A 20,021-nucleotide genomic window follows, 5' to 3' on the forward strand; every position below is an offset into this window, starting at 1 on the left:
AAGCCCGCACACCGTTTCACCTCATGCCCCTCGACGCCGATCAACAAAAGGCCCACGACAACCTGACCAATCTCGCCACTGAATTCAGTGCCGAGGTGGGGAAGTATCAGGACTCCTTTCGTCAGGCAGAGGTCATCAAGATCTTTGACACACGCGGCAAGGAGCTGGACCTCGGCAAGGTGAGTGATCAGCAGCTCAAGGACATGTTTGATGTCGGGCGGAAGGTCTCCACGCTCAATGAAGTGGACTCTATCGAGCTCGGTCACAAGCTGGGAAACCTTTACCTGGTGGAGAAGAACATCACCTCCGCCCGTGGTCCGGAGTCGAAAAAAAACGGCCCTGATGTGCCAGCGAGCCGGGAATACCTCGAGGACGCCGTGGGCACCTGGATGAATGTCCGCAACAATGCCTTCAATCCCCGGGACCTGCTGCAGGCAGAGATGAGCATGCGCGACAGCCCCGGCATCGACCTCGGGAACAAAATCCAGACCCTGGAAGAAAGATATTCGGCCCTGAAAAAATCCGTGCAGGAGCAGTCGGGTGAGCAGTTTAAAGATGCAGGTCTCGAGCAGACCATCTCCACGCTCAAACAGCAGCAGAAAATCTTTGAGTCACAGGCTCACGACTTCAAGGTCGCGGGCATGCAGCAAGCGGCCAGGATGGGGGTGGAGTTCGCCGCCCAGCAAGGCTTTGATGCGGATGCTGCGGAGGAAGAAGTCTACATCGCGTCCCGCATCGACCTCGCGGTCAATCCTGACATCAGCGGCGCCAACATTCGCGGCCTGGATCTGAGCAAAAGTGATCTCTCCAAAATGCGCGTGGATGCTGAGACACTCAGCCGCGCCAATGGTCTGGACACAGTGAAAGGCGTCGAGCCCAAGCTCCTCGCCGAAGCCCAGGCCATCAAGCCGCATGTGGCCCGTCTGGATGATCTCAATGAGCGCATGGGCAAGCTGGAAAACAAGGGCGGCGTCATCGCCAACCTGCGGAACATCCGCCACGGCGGTGTCGATGGCGAGCGCAAGCATCTCGAGAAGGAGATCGAGAAAGCCCAACAAGCATTGCAACAAAGCAAGGCTGGCGTTGCCGCGCAGTTTGCCGTGGAAGAGAACGAGTTCGACCAAAAGATGACCTATGGCATCGGCGGCGAGCTGAGCGTGCGTCCTGAAACGGCCGAAAGCCTGGCGGCGAAGAAATCCCAGGCCAGCGAGACCTTCAAGGTGGACTCCACCCAGGCTCTCGATAACCGCGGCACCACCTTTGCCATCGGCAAGATGGGACTCGGGAACAAGACCGCCGAGCTTCAGCAGGCCCATCAAAACGTTCGTTCTCAACCCGCGCCTGATCCTGAGGACAAAGATGCCGTCAAGGCAAGGCGTACGGAGATTCAGAAGGCGGATGACGCCGTCGAGGCCTCTGCCGCCAAAGACGTCAACGTGCTCGGCACCATGGGGCCTCTCTATGGCCGGGAGAACGAGGTCGGAAACGCCTATGGGGGCACCATGGTGCAGGATGCGGCGGCCAAGAAAGAAGCGCTCGGGGCAGACACCACCACGCTGCTCACCCGCGCCGTGGCCACTTCCACCGTGAACAAGGCGCTCGGCATGGACGCTGTGGCCGAGGAAAAGTTTGCCATGGATGGCAATGGCCAGGCCTCCACGCTGAGTGTGGCCGTTCCCGGCGCCGCCATCCTCACCCGGCCCACGCGGGAAAATCCGCAGGAGTCCTTCCTCAAGGCTGACTACAAGGATCCCGCCATTCAGAAAGGCCTCTTCGACCTGGAGGCCCAGGACTACATCACCGGCCAGATTGACCGCCATACGGGGAACATTTTCGTGGATCCTAACAATAAGGAAGTTCGCGGCATCGACAATGATCTCGCATTCCCGACGGTGAACCGTGAGCAGATGCTCCAGGACGATGCCGTGGCGGCCAAGGCCGTGGGCACCAAACCCATGTTCATGCACTCGGACACAGCGGACAAGATTGAGGCTCTCAAGCCTGACGATCTGCGCAAAGCTTTGCAGAGCATTGAAACACCTGGCGGCGTGGCTGGCCTGGAAACCGAGGCCATTGATGGCGCGGTGAACCGCCTCAAGGAACTGCAGGATCATGTCAAGGACCTAAGGAAGGACGGCCGCGTGGTGGACAAGTTTAACGACGAAACCTTCCGCGTGGCCCGCGAGGCACAGATCAAGGTCACCCCCGGAAACGACCTCTCCAAGACGACCGGCCTTCCTCCTCCCGCATCCTATTTGGGGGCTGCCATCGCGGACACGGAGAAGACGCTCGCCATTAACGCGACCAAGCCAGAGCATGAGCAGCGCAAGGTTCTGGAAAAGACAGACGTGCCCAAACCCCAGGTGGATGCCAAGTTCGCGGCCTACCAAAAAGGAGTGCAAGATGCACGCGCTGATATTGCAGGGAATCCAGGCCAGCTCCAAGACGCAGGCCTGGCCAAGAACATCACGGACGGCCAGTCGAAGCTCCTGAAGCTGGAGGCTGACCTGCAAACCCATGATCAAAACATAACGGCTTCCCTGGCGAGGCTGAACCAGTCCAAGTTGAACGGTAATCCCGAGGTCACCGCCGGCCTGGAGGAGATCTTTGACAACGCGCAGAAGGCGCGTCAGGAGACGCTTCAGGAGCAGAAAGTCGAGCAGCAAAAGCTCAGCGCCGCATTGGATCAGGCTGTGGAGCCCATGAAGCCTCGGATCGCCGCGCAGGCACGCCTCGCCACGAATCAGCAACAGGTCGCGCAGCCGCAGAATGAAGTGAACGCCGGTGAGATCGAGATCGAGGCCAATGCCAACGATCAGAAGCTGGAGGCCAGCGGCGAGGTGAAGCTCGAAGCCAGCGGTGACATCCCGCTCACGCAGAGCCAGATAGATGCCATCGAAAACGACTTTGCCAATCTTGAGGAAGGTGCTGGCGAGATCGAGCTCGAAGCCTCCGGCGAGCTGGAGATCGAAGGCGAGCAGTCCGGCATCGAGATCAACGAGCTGCCCAACGAGGAGCAGGGGATCGAGCCCGAGGCGAATAACCAAAAACAAGACCAGCCCGCCGTTCAGGCTCCCGCCAATGAGGAGGCGCAAGGCCAGGGCCAGGAAGGTGCAGGAAAAAAATCCAAGTTCGCCAGCGTGCGTGACTCCATCAAGGGCATCGCCAGCACGGCCAAGTCTGCCGTGGCGCAGAAGCTGGAGAACAAAGGGGCCGAGCAGCCGCTGCACGAGGTCCCTGCTGAGAAGCAGGCTGAGTACAAAGACCTCCAGAAACAGCTCGGTGATCTGAAGAAGGGCGGGGGAGATGCCATCAAGGCCGCAGGCCTCCTCGGTCCAGATCCCAAGGCCTACAATGACTTCAAGAACGGCGCGCCCGGCGGTGACAAGCAGACCGAGCCCGAGATCAAAGAGAAGATGGACGCCCTGAAAAAAGATTTCCCCGGCCTCAAGCAGCTCGACCGCAGCAAGGTCGGCCAGGTCGTCAACACCGCCGTCCGTGACGGCTCCAAATCCGTCGGCGCCAAGCTCAAAGGCTAGCGCTCCCCAACCTCAATCTGATTTTCCCTTATGCCTTACACTCCTAGTAATGATCCAGCGGTTCAAAACGCAGCCACAGCCATTTTTGCCGGCCTGGACGGCAACAACAACGTTGCGGCTGGCGCCACCGCCTTCCAGGATTTGATGACCGACCCCAATCTCACAGGCCGGCAAAAGCAGGCGGTTTGTTGCGAGGTCGGCAGGGCCATCGTGAACCAGGGTGTGGAGAATGCCCGCGCAGAGCCCAAGACCTTGTTGCGGGAAAGTAATGCCAGCACACAGTTCATGACGGATTACATGAGTGAAAGCGCCTCGCGGTTCTTTGATGCGGTGAAGGGCAAAGCTGAGGACGTCGGCCGCAATCATCAGCACACCCAGCCTCTCAACATCCATGGACATGTGCAAAACCATGACGCCGCAGTGCCTGATGCCACGCGTGATTTGCTGAATGCTTTCGATTCAGAGAAGCACAAGCTTTCTCCTGATGCGTGTGAGTTTATGCAGGCTTGTTCCTCAGGCATTCCTGGCGATATCGTCGGAGCCGATCGTGACGCGGCGGAGAAGCGGCTGGCGGTGAACACACTCATGCTGAGGGGCGCCATCAATGAGATCAGCAATGACTTCGGCGCCATTCGTGGTGACAACAACGCCTCACAGTCAACCAGGGAGCGGGCCGCCATGACCTGCGAGGCCAGCCGGTCGGCGATGAAGTTTCTCACCGCGCAGCTTGATGATTTTACGGAGGCGATCAATGCGAGCCCCGCTGCTGTCGCCCTGTCCCAGGATGATGCTTTCAGGCAGCAAATGGAGCAAACCTCCCAGCAGCTTGGCGAGGCCGACCACGCGACTCTCCAGGTTGGGGCGCATGTCGGTGTGGGAACCACGATCAAGGCCGCCCTTGGCCGGGACAACCAGTCCAAGCTCAATGATGCCGAGGCGAAGCTCCAGCGCCGTGAGGCGAAGCTGGCCGACTACCTCAATCGCCAGAGGGATAATGACCAGAAGCGTGAACTGAAGCAAGACTCGCTAAACAACGCCGCCAACAATCCGCACGTCTCCGATGCTCTGAAGCAGAAGGAAGTCCGCGACATCCAGAAGCTGGATCAGAAAGGCGTCAGGCTTGATGCCAAGGTTCAAAACCAGCAGCAGAAGGTGGCGAACTCCGAGACTCGTGTGGACCAGTTGAAGACCCGCATCGGTCGCCATTGATCCGGGCGGCATCATTCCCATTCCAACCTAACAATTTTTACAACCATGGCATCCCTCACCCCCCTTCTTGCCAATTTCGGCGCCAACGAACTCCAGCTTCTCTCCAGCTATGGCGACTCCCGCGCCCATGAGCCCGGAGACATCATCATCAAGCAGGGTGATGAAAACGAAAATCTCTTCCTCGTCCTGCGCGGCCAGATTGAGGTGCTTCAGGAGGTGGATGGAGAGCTCAAGCGCGTGGCCCTCCTGGAAAGCGGCGACTCCCTCGGTGAGGTGAGCGTGTTCGATCCCGGTCCCGCCAGCGCCACCGTGCGCTCCGTGAACAACTCTGAAGTCTGGCTCATCTCCAAGGACAGCCTCGACCGCCTTCACACCGCGAACTCCAAGGTCGCCTACCGCCTCCTCAAGCGCATCGCCACCTGCCTCTCCCACCGCCTCCGCACCATGAACGACAAGTTCGTTGACTTGGCGAATCGTTGATTAGGCTGTCGGGTTGCATTGCGAGCCGGAGGCTCGAGAGAAATTAGCCGGGGGTGAAGCAAGCGAAGCTTGCGAGAACCCCCGGACTATCGCGATGCGCAGGTCTCATCTCATCGCGCCCTGGAAGGGCGCGAGAAGCCTACGCTATCTCTCCAGATCTCACACCCTCCACACCCGTCCCTTCCCGCAGGCCCACGTTTGCAGGCGCTTGTGCTCGGACGTGTACTCCCCTCCCGCTGCCCACGGAGAGAACGCCGGCAAAATCCACCGCTGCGTCTTCGCGCTGATCTGCTCCTGCACCATCGTCGGCAGCTTCAGCCGCAAGCCCGCGCCGTCCCGGAAATGCGTGGCCGGATGCTCATGCCCCGTCACGATCACACCTTCATGGTCGGACAACGGCAGATGCCCGTGCTCAAAGAGAAACTCACCCTCGCGGTGAGACGGAATCATGCTCATGCCACGCTTCAGTCCCGCGCGGTCATGATTGCCCAGCACGCAGATGATTTTCACACTCTCGGTTAGGCGCTTCAGCAGCTCCAGCGTCTCCTCCACCGTGCCGCTGCCGTCCATGATGTCACCCACCAGGATCAGGCGTTTGGGTTGATGGTCCCTCACCAGTTCATGCAGCACACGCTCACACTGCGGCATGCCCCAGTCAGGCAGCAGCGCACCCGCACGCCTTCGCCGCGCCTCATAGCCAAAGTGCACATCCGCGATCGCCATCCAGCCTTGCTCCGCATGCACCAGAGCATGCCGCGCATCCAGGATCACACCCTTGGCCACCTCGGGCGGGTGCGGCGGAGGCAGGCAGGCGCGGGATTCAGAAAGGGCGTTGGGCATGGCAGAAAAGACGATGGCTTTTCGCGCTTCTCCCGGGCAAAAGAACGCGGCATCGTGATGGCTCACATGAATATCCTTTTTCTCTGCTCACGCAATCACTGGCGCAGTCCCACCGCGGAGGCGGTTTACCGCCAGGATGCGCGTGTGCAGGTGCGCAGCGCGGGCACCAGCGCCTCCGCGCGCATTCGCGTGACAGAGAAGCTGCTCCGCTGGGCAGATCTCATTCTCGTCATGGAGCACACGCATAAGCGCCGTTTGCGCGAAGACTTCCCGGACCTGTATCCAGATCTCCAGATCGGCGTGCTCGATATCAGTGATGACTATGAGTTCATGTCTCCTGAGTTGATGGAGCTCCTCATTCAGCGTGTGGAGCCTCATCTTGCTGCAATTACTTCGGAGACGAAATAATGGGCCACTGAAGGAGACTTACTTATTTTTTACTTTTTGTGTAACGGTTGGGCGACTCAACGGTAATTCAAGTACGTCCACGTGTCACTTCTCTCCCTCGACGCGACTTTCACGGTGTTCGCCAAGAGGGAGAGGGTGATGCGTGGGCGGTCTATCGAAACCCTCAAAGGACATTCTCCCATGTCTCTCTCTCGTGCGGTTCTCCCTGGCCCTCTTCCGATCTTAGCGCAGACGTCCCAAGAGATGATCGACGCCACGCATCTCAATGAGATCGAGCGTCTGCGCAATGGCGGTGCCCAGCAAGACGGTGTTGGAGACTTCGTGATCTACGTCATCACACCCCTGGCCGTTCTGCTTTGCCTCATCCTTTTGGGGCGCCGCATCATGTCTTAGCCGGGTTCTCGAAAAGACTCTAGTTTTCTGCCTGTGGCGAAAAGCCGGTCATCTTCCCGCTTGCCACCTGCCTCCGGCGCGCCAATGACGGCGCATCATGGAAAAACTCATTGTTCACGGCGGCGCGCCTCTGAAAGGCCGCGTCAACATCAGCGGCAGCAAGAATTCCTCCCTGCCCATCCTGGCGGCCACCCTCCTCACCAAGGACACCTGCACCATCCGCCGCGTCCCGGACCTGAGCGATACCAACTACATGGTCCGCATCCTTGGCGAGCTCGGCGCCGAGGTGGAGCGCGCCAGCGGCGTCGTCGTCGTGAAGGCGGAGAAGATCAAATCCGTGGCTCCCTATGAGCTCGTGCGGAAAATGCGCGCCTCCATCTGCGTGCTCGGTCCGCTCACCGGCCGCCTCAGAAAGTGCACCGTCTCGCTCCCGGGCGGCTGCGTCATCGGTGATCGTCCGGTGGACCTCCATCTCAAAGGACTCGAGGCCCTGGGTGCGGAGATCCAGGTGGAGGGCGGTGACATCAGCGTCAACGCACCGAAGAAGACCTTCAAAGGCGCCACCATGAACCTCATGGGCAAGCACGGCTCCACCGTGCTCGGCACGGACAATGTCATGATGGCCGCCGTGCTGGCCAAAGGCACCACCATCATCGAAGGCGCCGCCGCGGAGCCTGAGGTGGAGGATCTGGCGAACTTCCTGATCAAGATGGGCGCGAAGATCGAGGGCGCAGGCAGCAACCGCATCGTCATCGAAGGCGTGAAGGAGCTCATCGGCGCCGAGCACACCGTCATTCCAGACCGCATTGAGGCTGGCACCTTCCTTTGCGCCGGAGCCATGCTGGGAGACGGCATCACCATCAAGCGCGTCATGCCTGAGCACCTCAAATCCGTCACGGACGTGCTGAAAAAATGCGGATTCCCGGTCGAGATCACCAAGGACAGCATCAGCATCGCCCCGAATCCGAACGCCAAGGGTTTTGACCTCACCACTCTTTGTTATCCCGGTTTCCCCACGGACATGCAGGCACAGTTCTGCGCCCTTGCCTGCGTCATCAATGACGTCAGCACCATCACCGAAACCATTTTCCCGCAGCGCTTCATGCACGTGGCGGAAATGAAGCGCATGGGAGCGCAGATTGATCTCCAGGGAGCCACTGCCCGCATCCGCGGCGGCTCGAAAATGAAGGGCGCCCCTGTCATGGCCAGTGATCTCCGCGCCTCCGCCGCCCTGGTGCTGGCCGGGCTCGTCACCGAGGGCAAGACCGACGTGAACCGCCTCTATCACATCGACCGCGGTTACGAGCATCTGGACGACAAGCTGGCCTCCCTCGGGGCTCAGCTGGAACGTGTCAGGGAGTAGGGCTGGACGGCCCAAAATGAAAACGTGCTGGACGCTTCGGTCCTTTTTCTTGTAGTAACATCATTTTCCCGGCCCATGCGCCTGCTTTCTAAAATCCTCTGGTTCCTCGCCTTCCTCGCCGCCACTTTCGTCTGGATGGTGCTCTTTGAGCACGGTTTCAGTATGGATGGGTTCAGCCAGGGTGTGCGCGAGGAATGGCGTGCCCTGACCACCCTGGTGGGTGCCAGCCCCGCCCCCGAGGCGAAAAAGTAGCCTTCTGCCACTCGGATCCGTCCCCCCACCTGCTCAAACCATGACCGTCAACGAAGCTCAACTCGAACCGAAGCACCAGAACCTTTGGAAAAAAGGCCTGCTCGCCATCGAACAGAAAAACTGGGAATACGCCGCCAGCCTCATCCTCCCGATCGTGAAAGACGTGCCCACCTTCCTGGACGGGCGCAAGGCACTGCGCCGCGCCGAAGGGGAATACATCGGCACGGGCAAGAAATTCAGCCTGGGCTTCGGCGGTGGTGGTGGCAAAAAAGACCCTTGGGAGGCCATCGCCGACCTTGAGGAGCGCGTTTTCCAAAAAGATCCCTTCAGTGAGAGCGGCAACCGCCAGCTCTATGATCTCGCCGTCAAGGTGCAGTTCTATGATCTGGCCTCCTTTGCCCTGGAGACCCTGCGCATGGCGCAGCCCACGAACACCAAGCTGCTCCACCAGCTGGCCACCCACTACATGACCTATGAGCAGCCGGAGAATGCTGCCAAGACCTACAAGGCCATCGTTGAAATCGATCCGCGTGACATGCTCGCCATCAAAGGTGAGAAAGACGCAGCCGCGCGTGGTTCCATCATGCGTCAGGGCTGGGGCGGTAACTTCAGGGACGCTGTCAAAAACACCGACGAGCAAAACGAGCTCGAACTCCTCAACAAGCAGGGGCGCACCACGGAGCAGACGGAATCTCTCCTGGCCAGCTTCTCCGCCAAATACGATGCCGAGCCTTCCAACATCAACCACGTCAAGGCCATCGCCCAGCTTTACGAGGAACTGGGAGATCTCACCAACGCCCTCTCCTTCTTCGAATACGCTCTCACGCTGAACCCTGGGGACGTCTCCCTGCAGCGCCGCGCGGAACTTTTGCGTGACAAGAGCCAGGACGCCTACATCGCCCAGATCGAGGCGTGGCTGGCCGCTTATCCCGATGCCCCTGAGGCCGCGGAGCAGCGCCAGAATCTGGCGGCCATCCGCCTCCAGCGCGCTTCTTCCATGATCAGCGAGGCCAAAGCCCGCGTGGAGCGCAACCCCACGGACAAAGGTCTGCGTTTCGAGCTCGGTCAGGCCTTCTTTGCCGCAGAAATGTTTACGGAAGCCCTTCCAGAGCTCCAGCAGGCGAAGGCCAACCCGCATATTCGCATCAAGGCCATGCTCCTGCTCGGCCGCTGCTTCGAGAAAAAGAACATGAACGATCTTGCCCGCAGTTCCTTCTCGGAAGCGAACAAGGAGCTCACCATCATGGACAATACCAAGAAGGAGATCCTCTACGAACTGGCCCTCGTCTGCGAAAAAATGGGCGACAAGGCCGCCAGCCTGGATGCCCTCAAGGAAATTTATAACGCTGACTACGGCTACAAAGACGTGGCCAAGCGCGTGGAGTCCTCCTACTCCTGATTCATCTCCAGCAGGCGGAAAACCGCCCGTTTCCCTCCTACAGCCGCAGACTCCAATCTGCGGCTGTATGACTTTTAGGCACAGTAAAAACATCAGAATGAAGTCGGGCGGCTGAGTACTTTAGAAACAGGCCACGGGAAGTTTCCTTTGCTAGCCCTGAACACCCTGCTAGCATCGCGCCCCCATGAATTCCGAGGCGCAAAATTTGGTGGCGGCAGGCAAATTGTCTTCCGCTGATGCAGAAAAGCTTTCCCAGCTCGAACCAGGAACCTTCGTCCTGCATAAAAGCTGGGGCGTTGGCCGCATCGCAGAATGGGACGTGATTGGCGACCGACTGCTCATCGATTTCGAAGGCAAGCCTGGTCATGCGCTGAAAATCAGCTTCGCCATCAGCAGCCTGGAGATTCTGCCTCCCACGCACCTTCTGTCCCGCCGTCTTTCCGAGCTGGACACCCTGAAGGAGATGGCCAAGTCCGACTCGATCGCCCTTGTGGAACTCGCCCTCAAGTCCAGCGGCAACAAAATGTCCCTCGACCAGCTCGAAGGCCTGCTGAAGCCCCGCATTGTTGCCGAGGCTGATTACAAGAAATGGTGGGAAGCTGCCAAGCGCGCCCTCAAGAGCGCCCGCCACATCGTCGTCCCCTCCAAGCGTCAGGACCCTCTCGTGCTTCGTGACGCTGCTGAGAAGCCCGGCGGCGGCATGGTGAAGGATTTCCTCTTCAAGCGTGACCTGAAGGGCAAGCTCGGCGTCCTCGCCCTCATCCAGAAGGACATCGACCTCTTCGAAAACCCCACCCAGGAGCTGGCTCCAGTCTTCCAGGACATCTCGGACACCGTCCGCAAAGCCTGGAAGCTGCATCTCAAGGAAAGCCTCCAGCTCCTCCTTTCCCGTGACGAGCTGATTGATGGCATCCAGGGAGCCACGCTTCCGATGGGTTCCTTCAAGGCTTCCGACCTTGTCTCTGAAGCCCGCAGCCAGATCGCCGAAAACGTCGCCGGTCTGCCAGCCTCTCTCTACGGCCGCCTTTATCGCGCCTTCCCGGATGCCTTCCCGGACCGCGGCTGGGTCGTTGAGCTCCTCAACCACATCGCCCGCACGGGTGGTCGCGCCGTGGGTGAGATCGCCATCGTTCTCGATGCCAATGGTGAGATCGAAGCTCTGGCTGACTACCTAAAGAAAGCCGTCCGTAACCGCACCCTGACCCAGGACATCCTGATCTGGACCTGCAAAGAGCGTGATGGTCTCGCCAAGTCTGTTTTCAGCATCGACCTTGCTCACGCCGTGCTCGACACCATCGAAGACGACCACGTCAGTGGTGGTCCGAAGCGCACCGGTCGTCTTGTGGACGTCCTCTCGTCGGAGAAGGCGCTCATCGGTGAATGGGCCGTGGACCCAGATGAGGAGATGGTGCAGAACTTTGTCAAACGTCTGCTCGGCAGCACCGTGCTGGATGAGCTGACCCGCCGCTCCCTCATGGCCCGTGTCATCAAGGCACGCCCTGAGTTCGAAAGCATCATGGAGGACAAGAACGCCGGTCGTGAGGACACCTCTCTCCGCGTCTCCTGGGACAGCCTGGAGAAGAAGAAGGCTGAGCTTCATGAGCTCGTCACCGTCAAGATCCCCCACAACAAGAACGAGATCCAGATCGCCCGTGAAGAGGGTGACCTTCGTGAAAACGGTGGTTACAAGGCCGCCCGTGACCAGCAGGGCATCCTCAACCGCATGCGTGACGAACTGGAGCGTGACGTGGGCAGCGCCCGCGGCACCGACTTCGCCAATGCGGACACCTCCGTCGTCGGCATCGGCACCATCGTTGATTACACGGACGCCGCTACCGGCCACTCTGAATCCCTCACCATCCTCGGTGCCTGGGACAGCAATGTGGAGAAAAACATCGTCTCCTACCTCTCCGAGATCGCCAAAGTCCTCACCGGCAAGGCCATCGGCGAAGAAGCTGAACTCCCTGACGGCCGCAAGGTGAAGATCACCGCCATCCGCGCCTACAACACCGGCGCCTAATTCTTCCTCAATCCCTTCCCAAACTCCCGCTCTGGACCTCCAGCGCGGGAGTTTGTTTTTAAACGGCTGACTGCTCACCGGCTACCGACTACAGCCAACCGCTCACCGAGAGCCGGTCCCTCCTTGCCCCACGCCCTTTTCTGCGCCACAGAGAAGGTTCCCACCCCCGTCTCATGTTTTCACTCCTGCAAGAAAAGCTCGAAGATGCGTTCCGCAAACTGCGCGGCACCGCCAAGATCAGCGAATCCAACATCGCGGATGCAATGAAGGACATCCGCATGGCGCTTCTCGAGGCGGATGTGGATTTCACCGTCACCAAAGACCTCATCAAGGCCGTCACCGAAACCGCGCAGGGTGAGGACGTGCTGCGCACCGTGAACCCGGGTCAGATGATCGTGAAGATCTTCCACGACGAGCTCGTGAAGCTCCTCGGTGGTGGTGCCACGGAGCTGGATCTCAGCCCGCCTCAGCGCATTTTGATGGTCGGTCTGAACGGTGCTGGCAAGACCACCACCTCCGCGAAGCTCGCCTCCTGGCTGAAGAAGCAGGGCAAGCGCCCGCTCCTCATCGCGCTCGACCTTTATCGCCCCGCCGCCATCACCCAGCTCCAGGTGCTCGGCCAGCAGCTCGGCGTGCCCGTTTGTGTCCCGCCTGCTGGCGAGACAGATCCCGTCAAAGCCACCCGTGCGGCGCTGAAGTGGCTGGACGAGCAGGGCGGGGGAGTCGCCATCTTTGACACCGCCGGTCGTCAGGAAGTGGATGACGAGCTTCTCACCCAGCTGAAGCAGGTACGCGACCTCGTGCAACCGAGCGAGACCCTCCTCGTGGCCGATGCCGCGACTGGTCAGCAGGCCGTCGCCGTGGCTTCGAAGTTCAATGAGACGGTCACCCTTAGCGGCCTGGTGATGACCAAGCTGGATGGTGACGCCCGTGGTGGTGCCCTCCTCTCCATGCGCCAGGTCACCGGCTGCCCGGTGAAGTTCATCGGTGTCGGTGAAAAGGTGGAGCAGCTCGAGGTCTTCCACCCAGACCGCATGGCCCAGCGCATCCTCGGCATGGGTGATATCGTCACCCTCGTGGAGAAAGCCGCGGAGGAAATCGATGAGAAGCAGGCCATGAGCATGATGCGTCGCTTCGAGGAGAACAAATTCGACTTCACGGACTTCCTGAACCAGCTCAAGTTCATGAAGCGCCTCGGACCTCTTGAAGGCATCCTCGGCATGCTTCCAGGCATGGGCGCGCTAAAGAACATGCCCGGTGTGGATGACAAGCGCCTCAAGCACACCGAGGCCATCATCCTCTCCATGACGCCCAAAGAGCGCTCCAAGCCGGAGATCCTCAACGGCAGCCGCCGCAAGCGCATCGCGAACGGCAGCGGCCGTCCCGTGGTGGAGGTCAACCAGCTCGTGCAGCAGTTTGAGATGATGAAAAAGCTCATGGGGAACAAAGGCATGCTCTCCCAGCTCGCCGGCGGCATGATGGGCGGCGGCGGTGGTGCACCTGGCGGCGGCGGAGGCGGCAAAGGCCTCCTCGGCGGTCTCGCCAACATGATGGGCGGCGGTGGCAAAATGCCCCCCATGCCTCCAGGCATGTTCCCCGGCGGCATGGGCGGCCTCAAGCCTAACAAAATGGGTAAATTCGGCAAACGTCCGAAGCTTGGGGGTTAGGCTTCGTATTCGCGTTCGCGCATCTCCCCATGCCTGAGCTTCCTGAAGTCGAAACCACCCTGCGCGGTGTCTCACCTTATTTGGTGGGGCGCGTGATCCGTGAAGTGGTTGTGCGTGACAAGCGCCTGCGCTGGCCCGTGCCTGACACCATTCACGAGCTCGAGGGGCATCGCATCACCCAGGGTGTGCGCCGCGGAAAGTATCTGCTCTTCACCTGCAAGACCGGCACCCTGCTGCTGCATCTCGGCATGTCCGGCAGCCTGCGCGTGAGTGATCCAGACACTGTCTGGAAAAAGCACGACCACCTCGCCCTCACCACGGATCAAGGAAAACAGATCCGCCTGCACGATCCACGTCGCTTCGGCGCCGCGCTATGGATCGAAGGAGATCCCGCCCAGCATCCGCTTCTTAGCGATCTCGGCCCCGAACCGCTCAGCGATGAGTTCAGCGTGGAAACCTTGGTCCAAGCCTGCAAAGGCCGGTCAGCGCCGATCAAAGCCGTCATCATGGACTCCCACACCGTCGTCGGTGTCGGAAACATCTATGCCTGCGAAGCCCTCTTCATGGCGGGCATTCACCCTAACAAAGAGGCTGGCAAGGTCACCAGGCCGCGTTTTGCCAAGCTCGTCGCTGCCATCCGCGAGGTGCTCGCCGCCAGCATCGAGATGGGCGGCACCACCCTCCGTGACTTCGTGAATGAAAAAGGCGAGCCCGGCTACTTCATCCAGTCCCTCCGCGTCTACGACCGCGAAGGCGATCCCTGCCTCGCCTGCGGCACCCAAGTCAAACGCCTTGTCATGAGCAACCGCTCCACCTTCTTCTGCCCCAAGTGCCAAAAGTAGTGAATGTGGTGCAGGCGTCCCGCCTGCTCAAAGTAGCACAGTGTGGTGCAGGCGTCTCGCCTGCGATGACAAAGGCACCCCCGCTGCGTGATCAGCATGTTGGAGTCAAGGCTTCAGCCGATCAGGATTCCATGACCTTGCCAGGTCACAAGAGCCCCAGATCGTCTAAAGGCTGCACTCCAAACGAGGGGCAACGCCGCAAATTTCCCTTGTCCGACCACCACCACCCCGACTAAATTCCTGCCGTCATGAAACGCTACCTGCGGTTCGAAATGGGGCTGGCACTCGCCATCATCCTCGGATGGCTGGTATGGGATTGGGCCATCTTTCCCCACACCGAGCGCGGCCGTGCCTGGACAGCCGTTCATAAACTCGGGGAGGGCGTGATCGCCTTCCGCTCCGCCAAAGGTCATTGGCCCAAAACTCTGGCCGACCTCGGTCAGCCCGGCCTCCTCGCGCACGAAGGCACGCCCTTCGTCTACGACCCCAAAGCCCCCTCCATCATGCTCCCCATGGAGTTCAAGACCAACTGGTTCAAGCGCACCTTCACCAGCCGGCAGCAGGAGTCCAACTACGGCATGAACCTCGCCAGCGTCTGGAAGCACCGGAACCCTTGATGTAGAACAGGTTTTCCAACCTGTTCTCCCCGAATCTCGGTGGATCTTGCCTAACAAAAAGGGTTCTAAATCACACTGCTTCCCTCAAAGCCTCCGCGCTTCCGTCACATCCAGCGCCGTCAGCTTCCACGCATTCTCCACCGGACTGATCGTCACCTTCGCATTGTACCGGTTCACCCGTGTGTGTGAATGCCCCCAGTGGCCCACCGTGCCCATCGCGGTCCACTGGCAGTCACTCACAAATCCAGGCCCGCTCTTCAATGGCTCCACACCCATCACATCCGCGCTGAACTCGCTGATCGTCACGCGCGTGCCTTCACGGCCTTCCAGCGTGAGCGCCTGGATCGTCTCCAGATACAGCTTGCGCAGCAGCTCGCCGTCCACGCTGCGCGCCAGCACATCGTAGATCTCGGACTCGTTGCGGTAGTCAAAGGCGCGATACACGTTCCGCAGCAGCGGCGTGAGAATTTTCTCCGCCTCCTTCTTCTCCGTGACCGTCGGGATCTCCGCCCCTCCGCCGAACGAAATGTTCAGCAGCGGCCAGCTCAGCACCGCGCCGAGGATCCAGGCGCAGAGAAACGGCAGCGAGCCTCCTGGGAGGTGGCGCTCATGAATGCGCACAAAGATGAAGAACAGCAGGCCTCCCAGCCCCCAGATGATGGAAGCCAGCGGCACCTTGGTCCCCGGCACCACCACGATCTGCGGCACCTTCGCCAGCGGCGTGGGCAGCGGCAGGCGGCCCTGGGATTTCCAGGAAGCTTTCGGCAGCACACGGCTCACTTCGAGAGTCTCCGACTTGGACCCAAAAAACACACGGATGGGCATCGTGGAGATTTCCTCAAAGAACCCATGCCATTCCGCAATGACCTCGTCCGGCCCTGGCGGTGTGGGGAACTCCCACATCAAGCCAAACAAAGCCTGGTTCAGCGGCAGCGTCTCATCCGCCTTCATGGGCAGCGTGGCCCCGGGCTTGCCTTTGATCACGGAGACTCCCAGAAACGCGCCTTCGACACGCGTGCCATTCGCACTCAGGTGACACCAGTCCTGCACCTGCTTGTGCGCGGCCTCGCAGGCGGCCTTTTGCGCCGCCGCATCCAGCTCCGCCGGGAGTTCCTTCAGAGGGTTTAGCCAGCGCAAGAAGCGCTCCGCATCAAACATGGCCTCAAAGCGCGCCTGATAAGGCTCCACATACAGATAACCCTGCGCCACCTTCTGCGGACTGGCGGGGACCGTCGCATCGGGAGCAGTGGCAGGGGCAGGTAATCCGGATGCAGCAGCAGGCGGAGCTTCCGGTGCCGCTGTGGCTGTCGCTGGAGCCACGGAAGCTGTGGCCGGTTGCGCCTGCCCGATGCCGCTCCCCTTCAGCATGTCCGCAGGATTGAGCTGCAGCGTCTGCGCGGAAGCCGTGGCCACCGCGATGAGAACACAAAAACTCCGCAGCACTGTGGCTGCGGAGCTCTGGAGGAGTCGTTTCAAACAGATCACAGGGCCCAGGGTTTTCTCCATTCTTTGGACAGCAGCTTGGAGGCCGCCTCATTGCCTTCGATCGTCTCGTTCTGCGGATTCCACTTCAAGCCGGCGCTGTCCGTGCGCAGGGCGATGTTGGCCAGATGCGCGATGGTGATGCTGCGATGGCTGATCTCCACGGGGGTGGAGGTGCGCTTGCCGTCATAGATGCAGCTCAGGAAGTTGTCCGTGTGGTCCTTGCTCTCGTAGAGATGGATTTCGTTAGGCCCGATCTTCTCGCGCAGGATCGCCGGATCGCTGGCGGTGATCTTTCCACGGTTCACGTAGATCCACTTGCCGGCATCGCCCTCAAAGAGCACGCCCACATGGTCGAAGGGCTTCTTGTTGCCGCCACTGGCGGACTGCATCGCTGCCTCCACCTCGGGCATCAGCTTGTGATCCGGGCTGGCCACCTGCATGAGCACGCCGTTTTCATACACGCAGTCAAAGGCGAAGGCCGTGGCCGTGTTGTAGAGAGCCGTCTTGTTCAGCGTGCCGCTCACGTTCTTCAGTTCAACAGGCCCCGTGTGCTCGGTGCCGATGCCCCACTGCGCGATGTCGATGTGGTGCGCGCCGAAGTCCGTGATCATGCCGCCGGAGAAATTAAAGTTATGCCTCCAGTTCAGCGGCAGCAGCGCCGGGCGGTAGTCCATCTGCTCCGCCGGGCCTAACCACATTTCATAATCAAAGTCCGCCGGCACCGGTGCCACCTCGGTCTTGTCCGCCATGCCGTTCCAGTTGCTGTGGCCGCCGGGAAGGCCCACGCGCACGCGCTTCAGTTTGCCGATGCGCTCATTACGCACCATCTCGCAGGCCATGCGGAAATAAATGTCGCTGCGCTGCTGGCTGCCCGTCTGCCAGGTCACACCGGCCTTCGCCACCTCATCTGCCATGCGGCGGCCTTCGGCGATGTTCAGCGCCAGCGGCTTCTGACCATAGACATGCTTGCCTTTGCGTGCTGCATAGATGGCCATGTAGGCGTGCCAATGATCCGGTGTGGAAACCTGCACCGCATCCAGGTCTTCCTTCTCCATCATCTCACGGAAGTCCGCATAGGCCGTGCAGGCCTTCGCGGGACGATTCGCCGCCTTCGAGTAATGCTCGTCGATGATCTTCTTCCCGGCCTCACGACCACCCGTTTCCTTGCCATCATAACCGTAGTGCCCGTATTCCTTCATCGGGTCCGCCACAGCGATCACCTGGCACTTCTCATTGTTCAGAAAGCTCGGTGTCCAGTCTCCCGCGATGGTCCCCCAGCCGATGGCCCCCACCGTGATGCGCTCCGAAGGAGCCGGACGTCCAGGTGCTCCGAAGACAGAGCGCGGGACGATCATCGGGAAACCAAGGGCAGCGACCCCCGTGGTGAGAAACTGACGGCGAGTGGAGAAGGGGACTTTTTTCATGGCGGAGGCAAATTCTAGCCGTGCCACGCCTCTCGCAGCAACAGAGGACTTCGGGAAGTTTGACGGATTCCAACGTACAACCCCATTCCAATGGGGTTGTGGTGCGTGGGCCGAGCAAGTCTTGCCAATCCACCAACTGCCCTCATCTCTCGCCACCCCTCCGTTAAACACAAAAAAGCCGCGGCATCTCTGCCGCGGCCTTCAAATCTCAAATCCAGGTAGTCAGTCAGCTCATTTCGCCTTCGCGAAGAGATCCGCCACGGCGCTCCAGTTCACCACATTCCACCAGGCGGTGATGTAGTCCGGGCGCTTGTTCTGGTACTTCAGGTAGTAGGCGTGCTCCCAGACATCGCAGCCCAGGATCGGGGTGCCGCTGCCGTCCATGAGCGGGTTGTCCTGGTTAGGCGTGGAGGTGATGGCCAGCTTGCCATCTTTCACCACCAGCCAGGCCCAGCCGGAGCCGAAACGGGTCGCACCCGCCTTGGCGAAGGCTTCCTTGAAAGCATCGAAAGAACCGAAGGTGGAGGTGATTTCGTCACCCAGCGCACCCGTTGGAGCGCCACCAGCGTTCGGGCCCATGATGTTCCAGAACAGCGTGTGGTTGAAGTGACCGCCGCCGTTGTTGCGCACAGCTCCGCGGATGCCTTCTGGCACGCTGTTGATGTTCTTGCAGAGATCCTCAATGGACTTCGCCTCAAGCTCGGCGTTGTCCTTGATCGCGGCGTTCAGGTTGGTCACGTAGGCATTGTGGTGACGGCCATGATGGATCTCCATCGTCGTCGCGTCGATGTGCGGCTCGAGAGCGGCCTTGTCGTAGGGAAGGGCAGGAAGGGTGTGTGCCATAAGGGTTGTGTTGGGTTCGGGGTGGGTAGGTAGCGGGAGATACGTCAGGCGGCAAGGGCTAGCTGCCGCCACTTTTTTCGAAAACAGCCCGCGCTTGAAGCCTGCCCGCCCCTGCGTCAAAGACACCTCATGCGCCGAATTGCCATCTACTGCGGATCCAGCCGCGGAAACGACCCCGTGCTCCAGGAAGCCGCTGCCGCCCTGGCCACCTACCTCGTCCGTCAGGGCATCGGCATCGTCTACGGCGGTGGGAAAGTGGGCATCATGGGTGTCATCGCGGATGCCGCCCTCGCCGCCGGTGGCGAGGTCATCGGGGTCATCCCTGAGTCCCTGCTCGCCAAGGAACTCGGCCACGCCACTCTCACCGAGCTGCACATCACCGAGACCATGCATCAGCGGAAGCAAAAGATGGTGGACCTCAGCGATGGCTTCATCGCCCTCCCCGGCGGCTTTGGCACACTGGATGAACTCTTCGAGACCCTCACCTGGCTGCAGCTCAGTTTTCACCACAAGCCCGTCGGCATCCTGAACGTGAACGGCTTCTTTGATCACCTGCTCACCTTCCTGGACCACATGAGCGCCAGCGGCTTCCTCAAGCCCGAGCACCGCGCCAGCCTCCTCACTGAGACCGCTCCCGCCGCCCTCCTCACCGCCATGCGCAGCTTCCAGCCCTACGTGGACGGGAAGTGGATCACGGATCTCGTCGATGAAGCTGCGCGCTGATCCGCAGATTCACTGCGCCTTGGTTTGTTTCGGGCCGTCAAACTCGTGCAGGGAATACTTGCTGGCAAACTCGGCGATCGACGAGGATGGCGGAAAAAATCGAATCATCGCCATGTCATTGCAGTAGTGATCGTTGCCCGAATACCAGCGTCCATCCGAACCGCGAGCCAGGAGCAGATCCGCCACCAGCGCTTTTCTGTGCCAGTATTCATAAACCAAGTGCTCTCCGTTGGTCATTTTTATCACATATCTGCCTACCCATGATCCGGGGTACGACTCGGACGTTGGAACCTTGATTTGGCTCAACTCAGATTGGACCATCGCATCCGCCTGCTCCGCGTTCGCGAGTCGTGAAAGTGCGGAAACTCTCCAGGAGCTTTGTTCCCACCAGTAGAAAACATACGTCCCACCACATAGAATGACGAGGGCACCCACTCCAAAAAGAAAGGAGAGCCCCAAGCCACGAAACGTCGTGATGAGCAGGTTGCGGAACTTGGTTGGAGTGGGCATCGAATTC

18 protein-coding genes are annotated in these 20,021 nt (G+C 60.2%); 13 read left to right on the forward strand and 5 right to left on the reverse strand.

Features of this window, described 5'->3' with window-relative positions; genetic code table 11:
• Positions 1–23: 23 nt before the first annotated feature.
• Genes BGE01nite_RS06570 through BGE01nite_RS06580 form a run of 3 tightly spaced genes read left to right on the forward strand, consistent with a single transcriptional unit; the run spans position 24 to position 5,228 of the window.
• A complete protein-coding gene (locus BGE01nite_RS06570; protein WP_146849634.1) occupies positions 24–3,539 on the forward strand; it encodes a hypothetical protein in 3,516 nt (1,171 codons plus the stop codon).
• Between the two features lie 30 nt (positions 3,540–3,569).
• On the forward strand, positions 3,570–4,748 hold the full coding sequence (locus tag BGE01nite_RS06575) for a GumC domain-containing protein (RefSeq protein ID WP_146849635.1): 1,179 nt from the start codon (positions 3,570–3,572) through the stop codon (positions 4,746–4,748).
• A 45-nt stretch (positions 4,749–4,793) separates the two neighbouring features.
• Entirely contained in the window at positions 4,794–5,228 is a 435-nt protein-coding gene (locus tag BGE01nite_RS06580; RefSeq protein ID WP_146849636.1) for a cyclic nucleotide-binding domain-containing protein, read from the forward strand.
• A 159-nt stretch (positions 5,229–5,387) separates the two neighbouring features.
• On the opposite strand, the gene BGE01nite_RS06585 is transcribed toward BGE01nite_RS06580, so the two are convergent.
• A complete protein-coding gene (locus tag BGE01nite_RS06585; RefSeq protein ID WP_146849637.1) occupies positions 5,388–6,068 on the reverse strand; it encodes a metallophosphoesterase in 681 nt (226 codons plus the stop codon).
• A gap of 66 nt (positions 6,069–6,134) precedes the next feature.
• On the opposite strand from BGE01nite_RS06585, the gene BGE01nite_RS06590 reads away from it, so the two are divergent.
• From BGE01nite_RS06590 to BGE01nite_RS06620, 9 genes are all read left to right on the forward strand, one after another.
• Positions 6,135–6,476 carry a low molecular weight protein tyrosine phosphatase family protein gene (locus tag BGE01nite_RS06590; RefSeq protein ID WP_146849638.1) on the forward strand — a complete coding sequence of 114 codons (342 nt, stop codon included), beginning with the start codon at positions 6,135–6,137 and terminating at the stop codon, positions 6,474–6,476.
• A gap of 243 nt (positions 6,477–6,719) precedes the next feature.
• Positions 6,720–6,869, forward strand: coding sequence for a hypothetical protein (locus BGE01nite_RS28910; RefSeq protein ID WP_170266641.1), 150 nt, complete (start codon positions 6,720–6,722; stop codon positions 6,867–6,869).
• A 97-nt stretch (positions 6,870–6,966) separates the two neighbouring features.
• Entirely contained in the window at positions 6,967–8,232 is a 1,266-nt protein-coding gene (gene murA, locus BGE01nite_RS06595) for a UDP-N-acetylglucosamine 1-carboxyvinyltransferase (RefSeq protein WP_146849639.1), read from the forward strand.
• Between the two features lie 75 nt (positions 8,233–8,307).
• Entirely contained in the window at positions 8,308–8,484 is a 177-nt protein-coding gene (locus BGE01nite_RS28915; RefSeq protein ID WP_170266642.1) for a hypothetical protein, read from the forward strand.
• 40 nt (positions 8,485–8,524) lie between these two features.
• Complete coding sequence (locus tag BGE01nite_RS06600; protein WP_146849640.1) at positions 8,525–9,883, forward strand: tetratricopeptide repeat protein; 1,359 nt, start codon at positions 8,525–8,527, stop codon at positions 9,881–9,883.
• 223 nt (positions 9,884–10,106) lie between these two features.
• Entirely contained in the window at positions 10,107–11,903 is a 1,797-nt protein-coding gene (locus BGE01nite_RS06605; RefSeq protein WP_170266643.1) for a GreA/GreB family elongation factor, read from the forward strand.
• 173 nt (positions 11,904–12,076) lie between these two features.
• Positions 12,077–13,570 carry a signal recognition particle protein gene (gene ffh, locus BGE01nite_RS06610; protein ID WP_146849642.1) on the forward strand — a complete coding sequence of 498 codons (1,494 nt, stop codon included), beginning with the start codon at positions 12,077–12,079 and terminating at the stop codon, positions 13,568–13,570.
• Between the two features lie 29 nt (positions 13,571–13,599).
• Positions 13,600–14,412, forward strand: a complete 813-nt coding sequence (gene mutM / locus BGE01nite_RS06615) for a bifunctional DNA-formamidopyrimidine glycosylase/DNA-(apurinic or apyrimidinic site) lyase (protein WP_146849643.1) — start codon at positions 13,600–13,602, stop codon at positions 14,410–14,412.
• Between the two features lie 248 nt (positions 14,413–14,660).
• Positions 14,661–15,029, forward strand: coding sequence for a hypothetical protein (locus tag BGE01nite_RS06620; protein WP_146849644.1), 369 nt, complete (start codon positions 14,661–14,663; stop codon positions 15,027–15,029).
• An 84-nt stretch (positions 15,030–15,113) separates the two neighbouring features.
• On the opposite strand, the gene BGE01nite_RS06625 is transcribed toward BGE01nite_RS06620, so the two are convergent.
• The 3 genes from BGE01nite_RS06625 to BGE01nite_RS06635 all read right to left on the reverse strand — a co-directional run bounded on the left by BGE01nite_RS06625 (position 15,114) and on the right by BGE01nite_RS06635 (position 18,781).
• Positions 15,114–16,505 carry a hypothetical protein gene (locus BGE01nite_RS06625; RefSeq protein ID WP_146849645.1) on the reverse strand — a complete coding sequence of 464 codons (1,392 nt, stop codon included), beginning with the start codon at positions 16,503–16,505 and terminating at the stop codon, positions 15,114–15,116.
• 5 nt (positions 16,506–16,510) lie between these two features.
• On the reverse strand, positions 16,511–17,938 hold the full coding sequence (locus tag BGE01nite_RS06630; protein WP_146849646.1) for a Gfo/Idh/MocA family protein: 1,428 nt from the start codon (positions 17,936–17,938) through the stop codon (positions 16,511–16,513).
• 231 nt (positions 17,939–18,169) lie between these two features.
• Entirely contained in the window at positions 18,170–18,781 is a 612-nt protein-coding gene (locus BGE01nite_RS06635; protein ID WP_146849647.1) for a superoxide dismutase, read from the reverse strand.
• A 129-nt stretch (positions 18,782–18,910) separates the two neighbouring features.
• Between BGE01nite_RS06635 and BGE01nite_RS06640 the strand changes: the two genes are divergently transcribed.
• Positions 18,911–19,504: an LOG family protein gene (locus tag BGE01nite_RS06640; RefSeq protein ID WP_146849648.1), complete on the forward strand. Its 594-nt coding sequence runs from the start codon at positions 18,911–18,913 to the stop codon at positions 19,502–19,504.
• Positions 19,505–19,513: 9 nt separating this feature from the next.
• Here BGE01nite_RS06640 and BGE01nite_RS06645 read toward each other — a convergent pair whose 3' ends face one another.
• Positions 19,514–20,014 carry a hypothetical protein gene (locus tag BGE01nite_RS06645; protein WP_146849649.1) on the reverse strand — a complete coding sequence of 167 codons (501 nt, stop codon included), beginning with the start codon at positions 20,012–20,014 and terminating at the stop codon, positions 19,514–19,516.
• Between the last annotated feature and the right edge of the window lie 7 nt (positions 20,015–20,021).

Origin of the sequence: Prosthecobacter gellanilyticus (assembly GCF_007992435.1) — a bacterium.
Taxonomy (GTDB): Bacteria; Verrucomicrobiota; Verrucomicrobiia; order Verrucomicrobiales; family Verrucomicrobiaceae; genus Prosthecobacter; species Prosthecobacter gellanilyticus.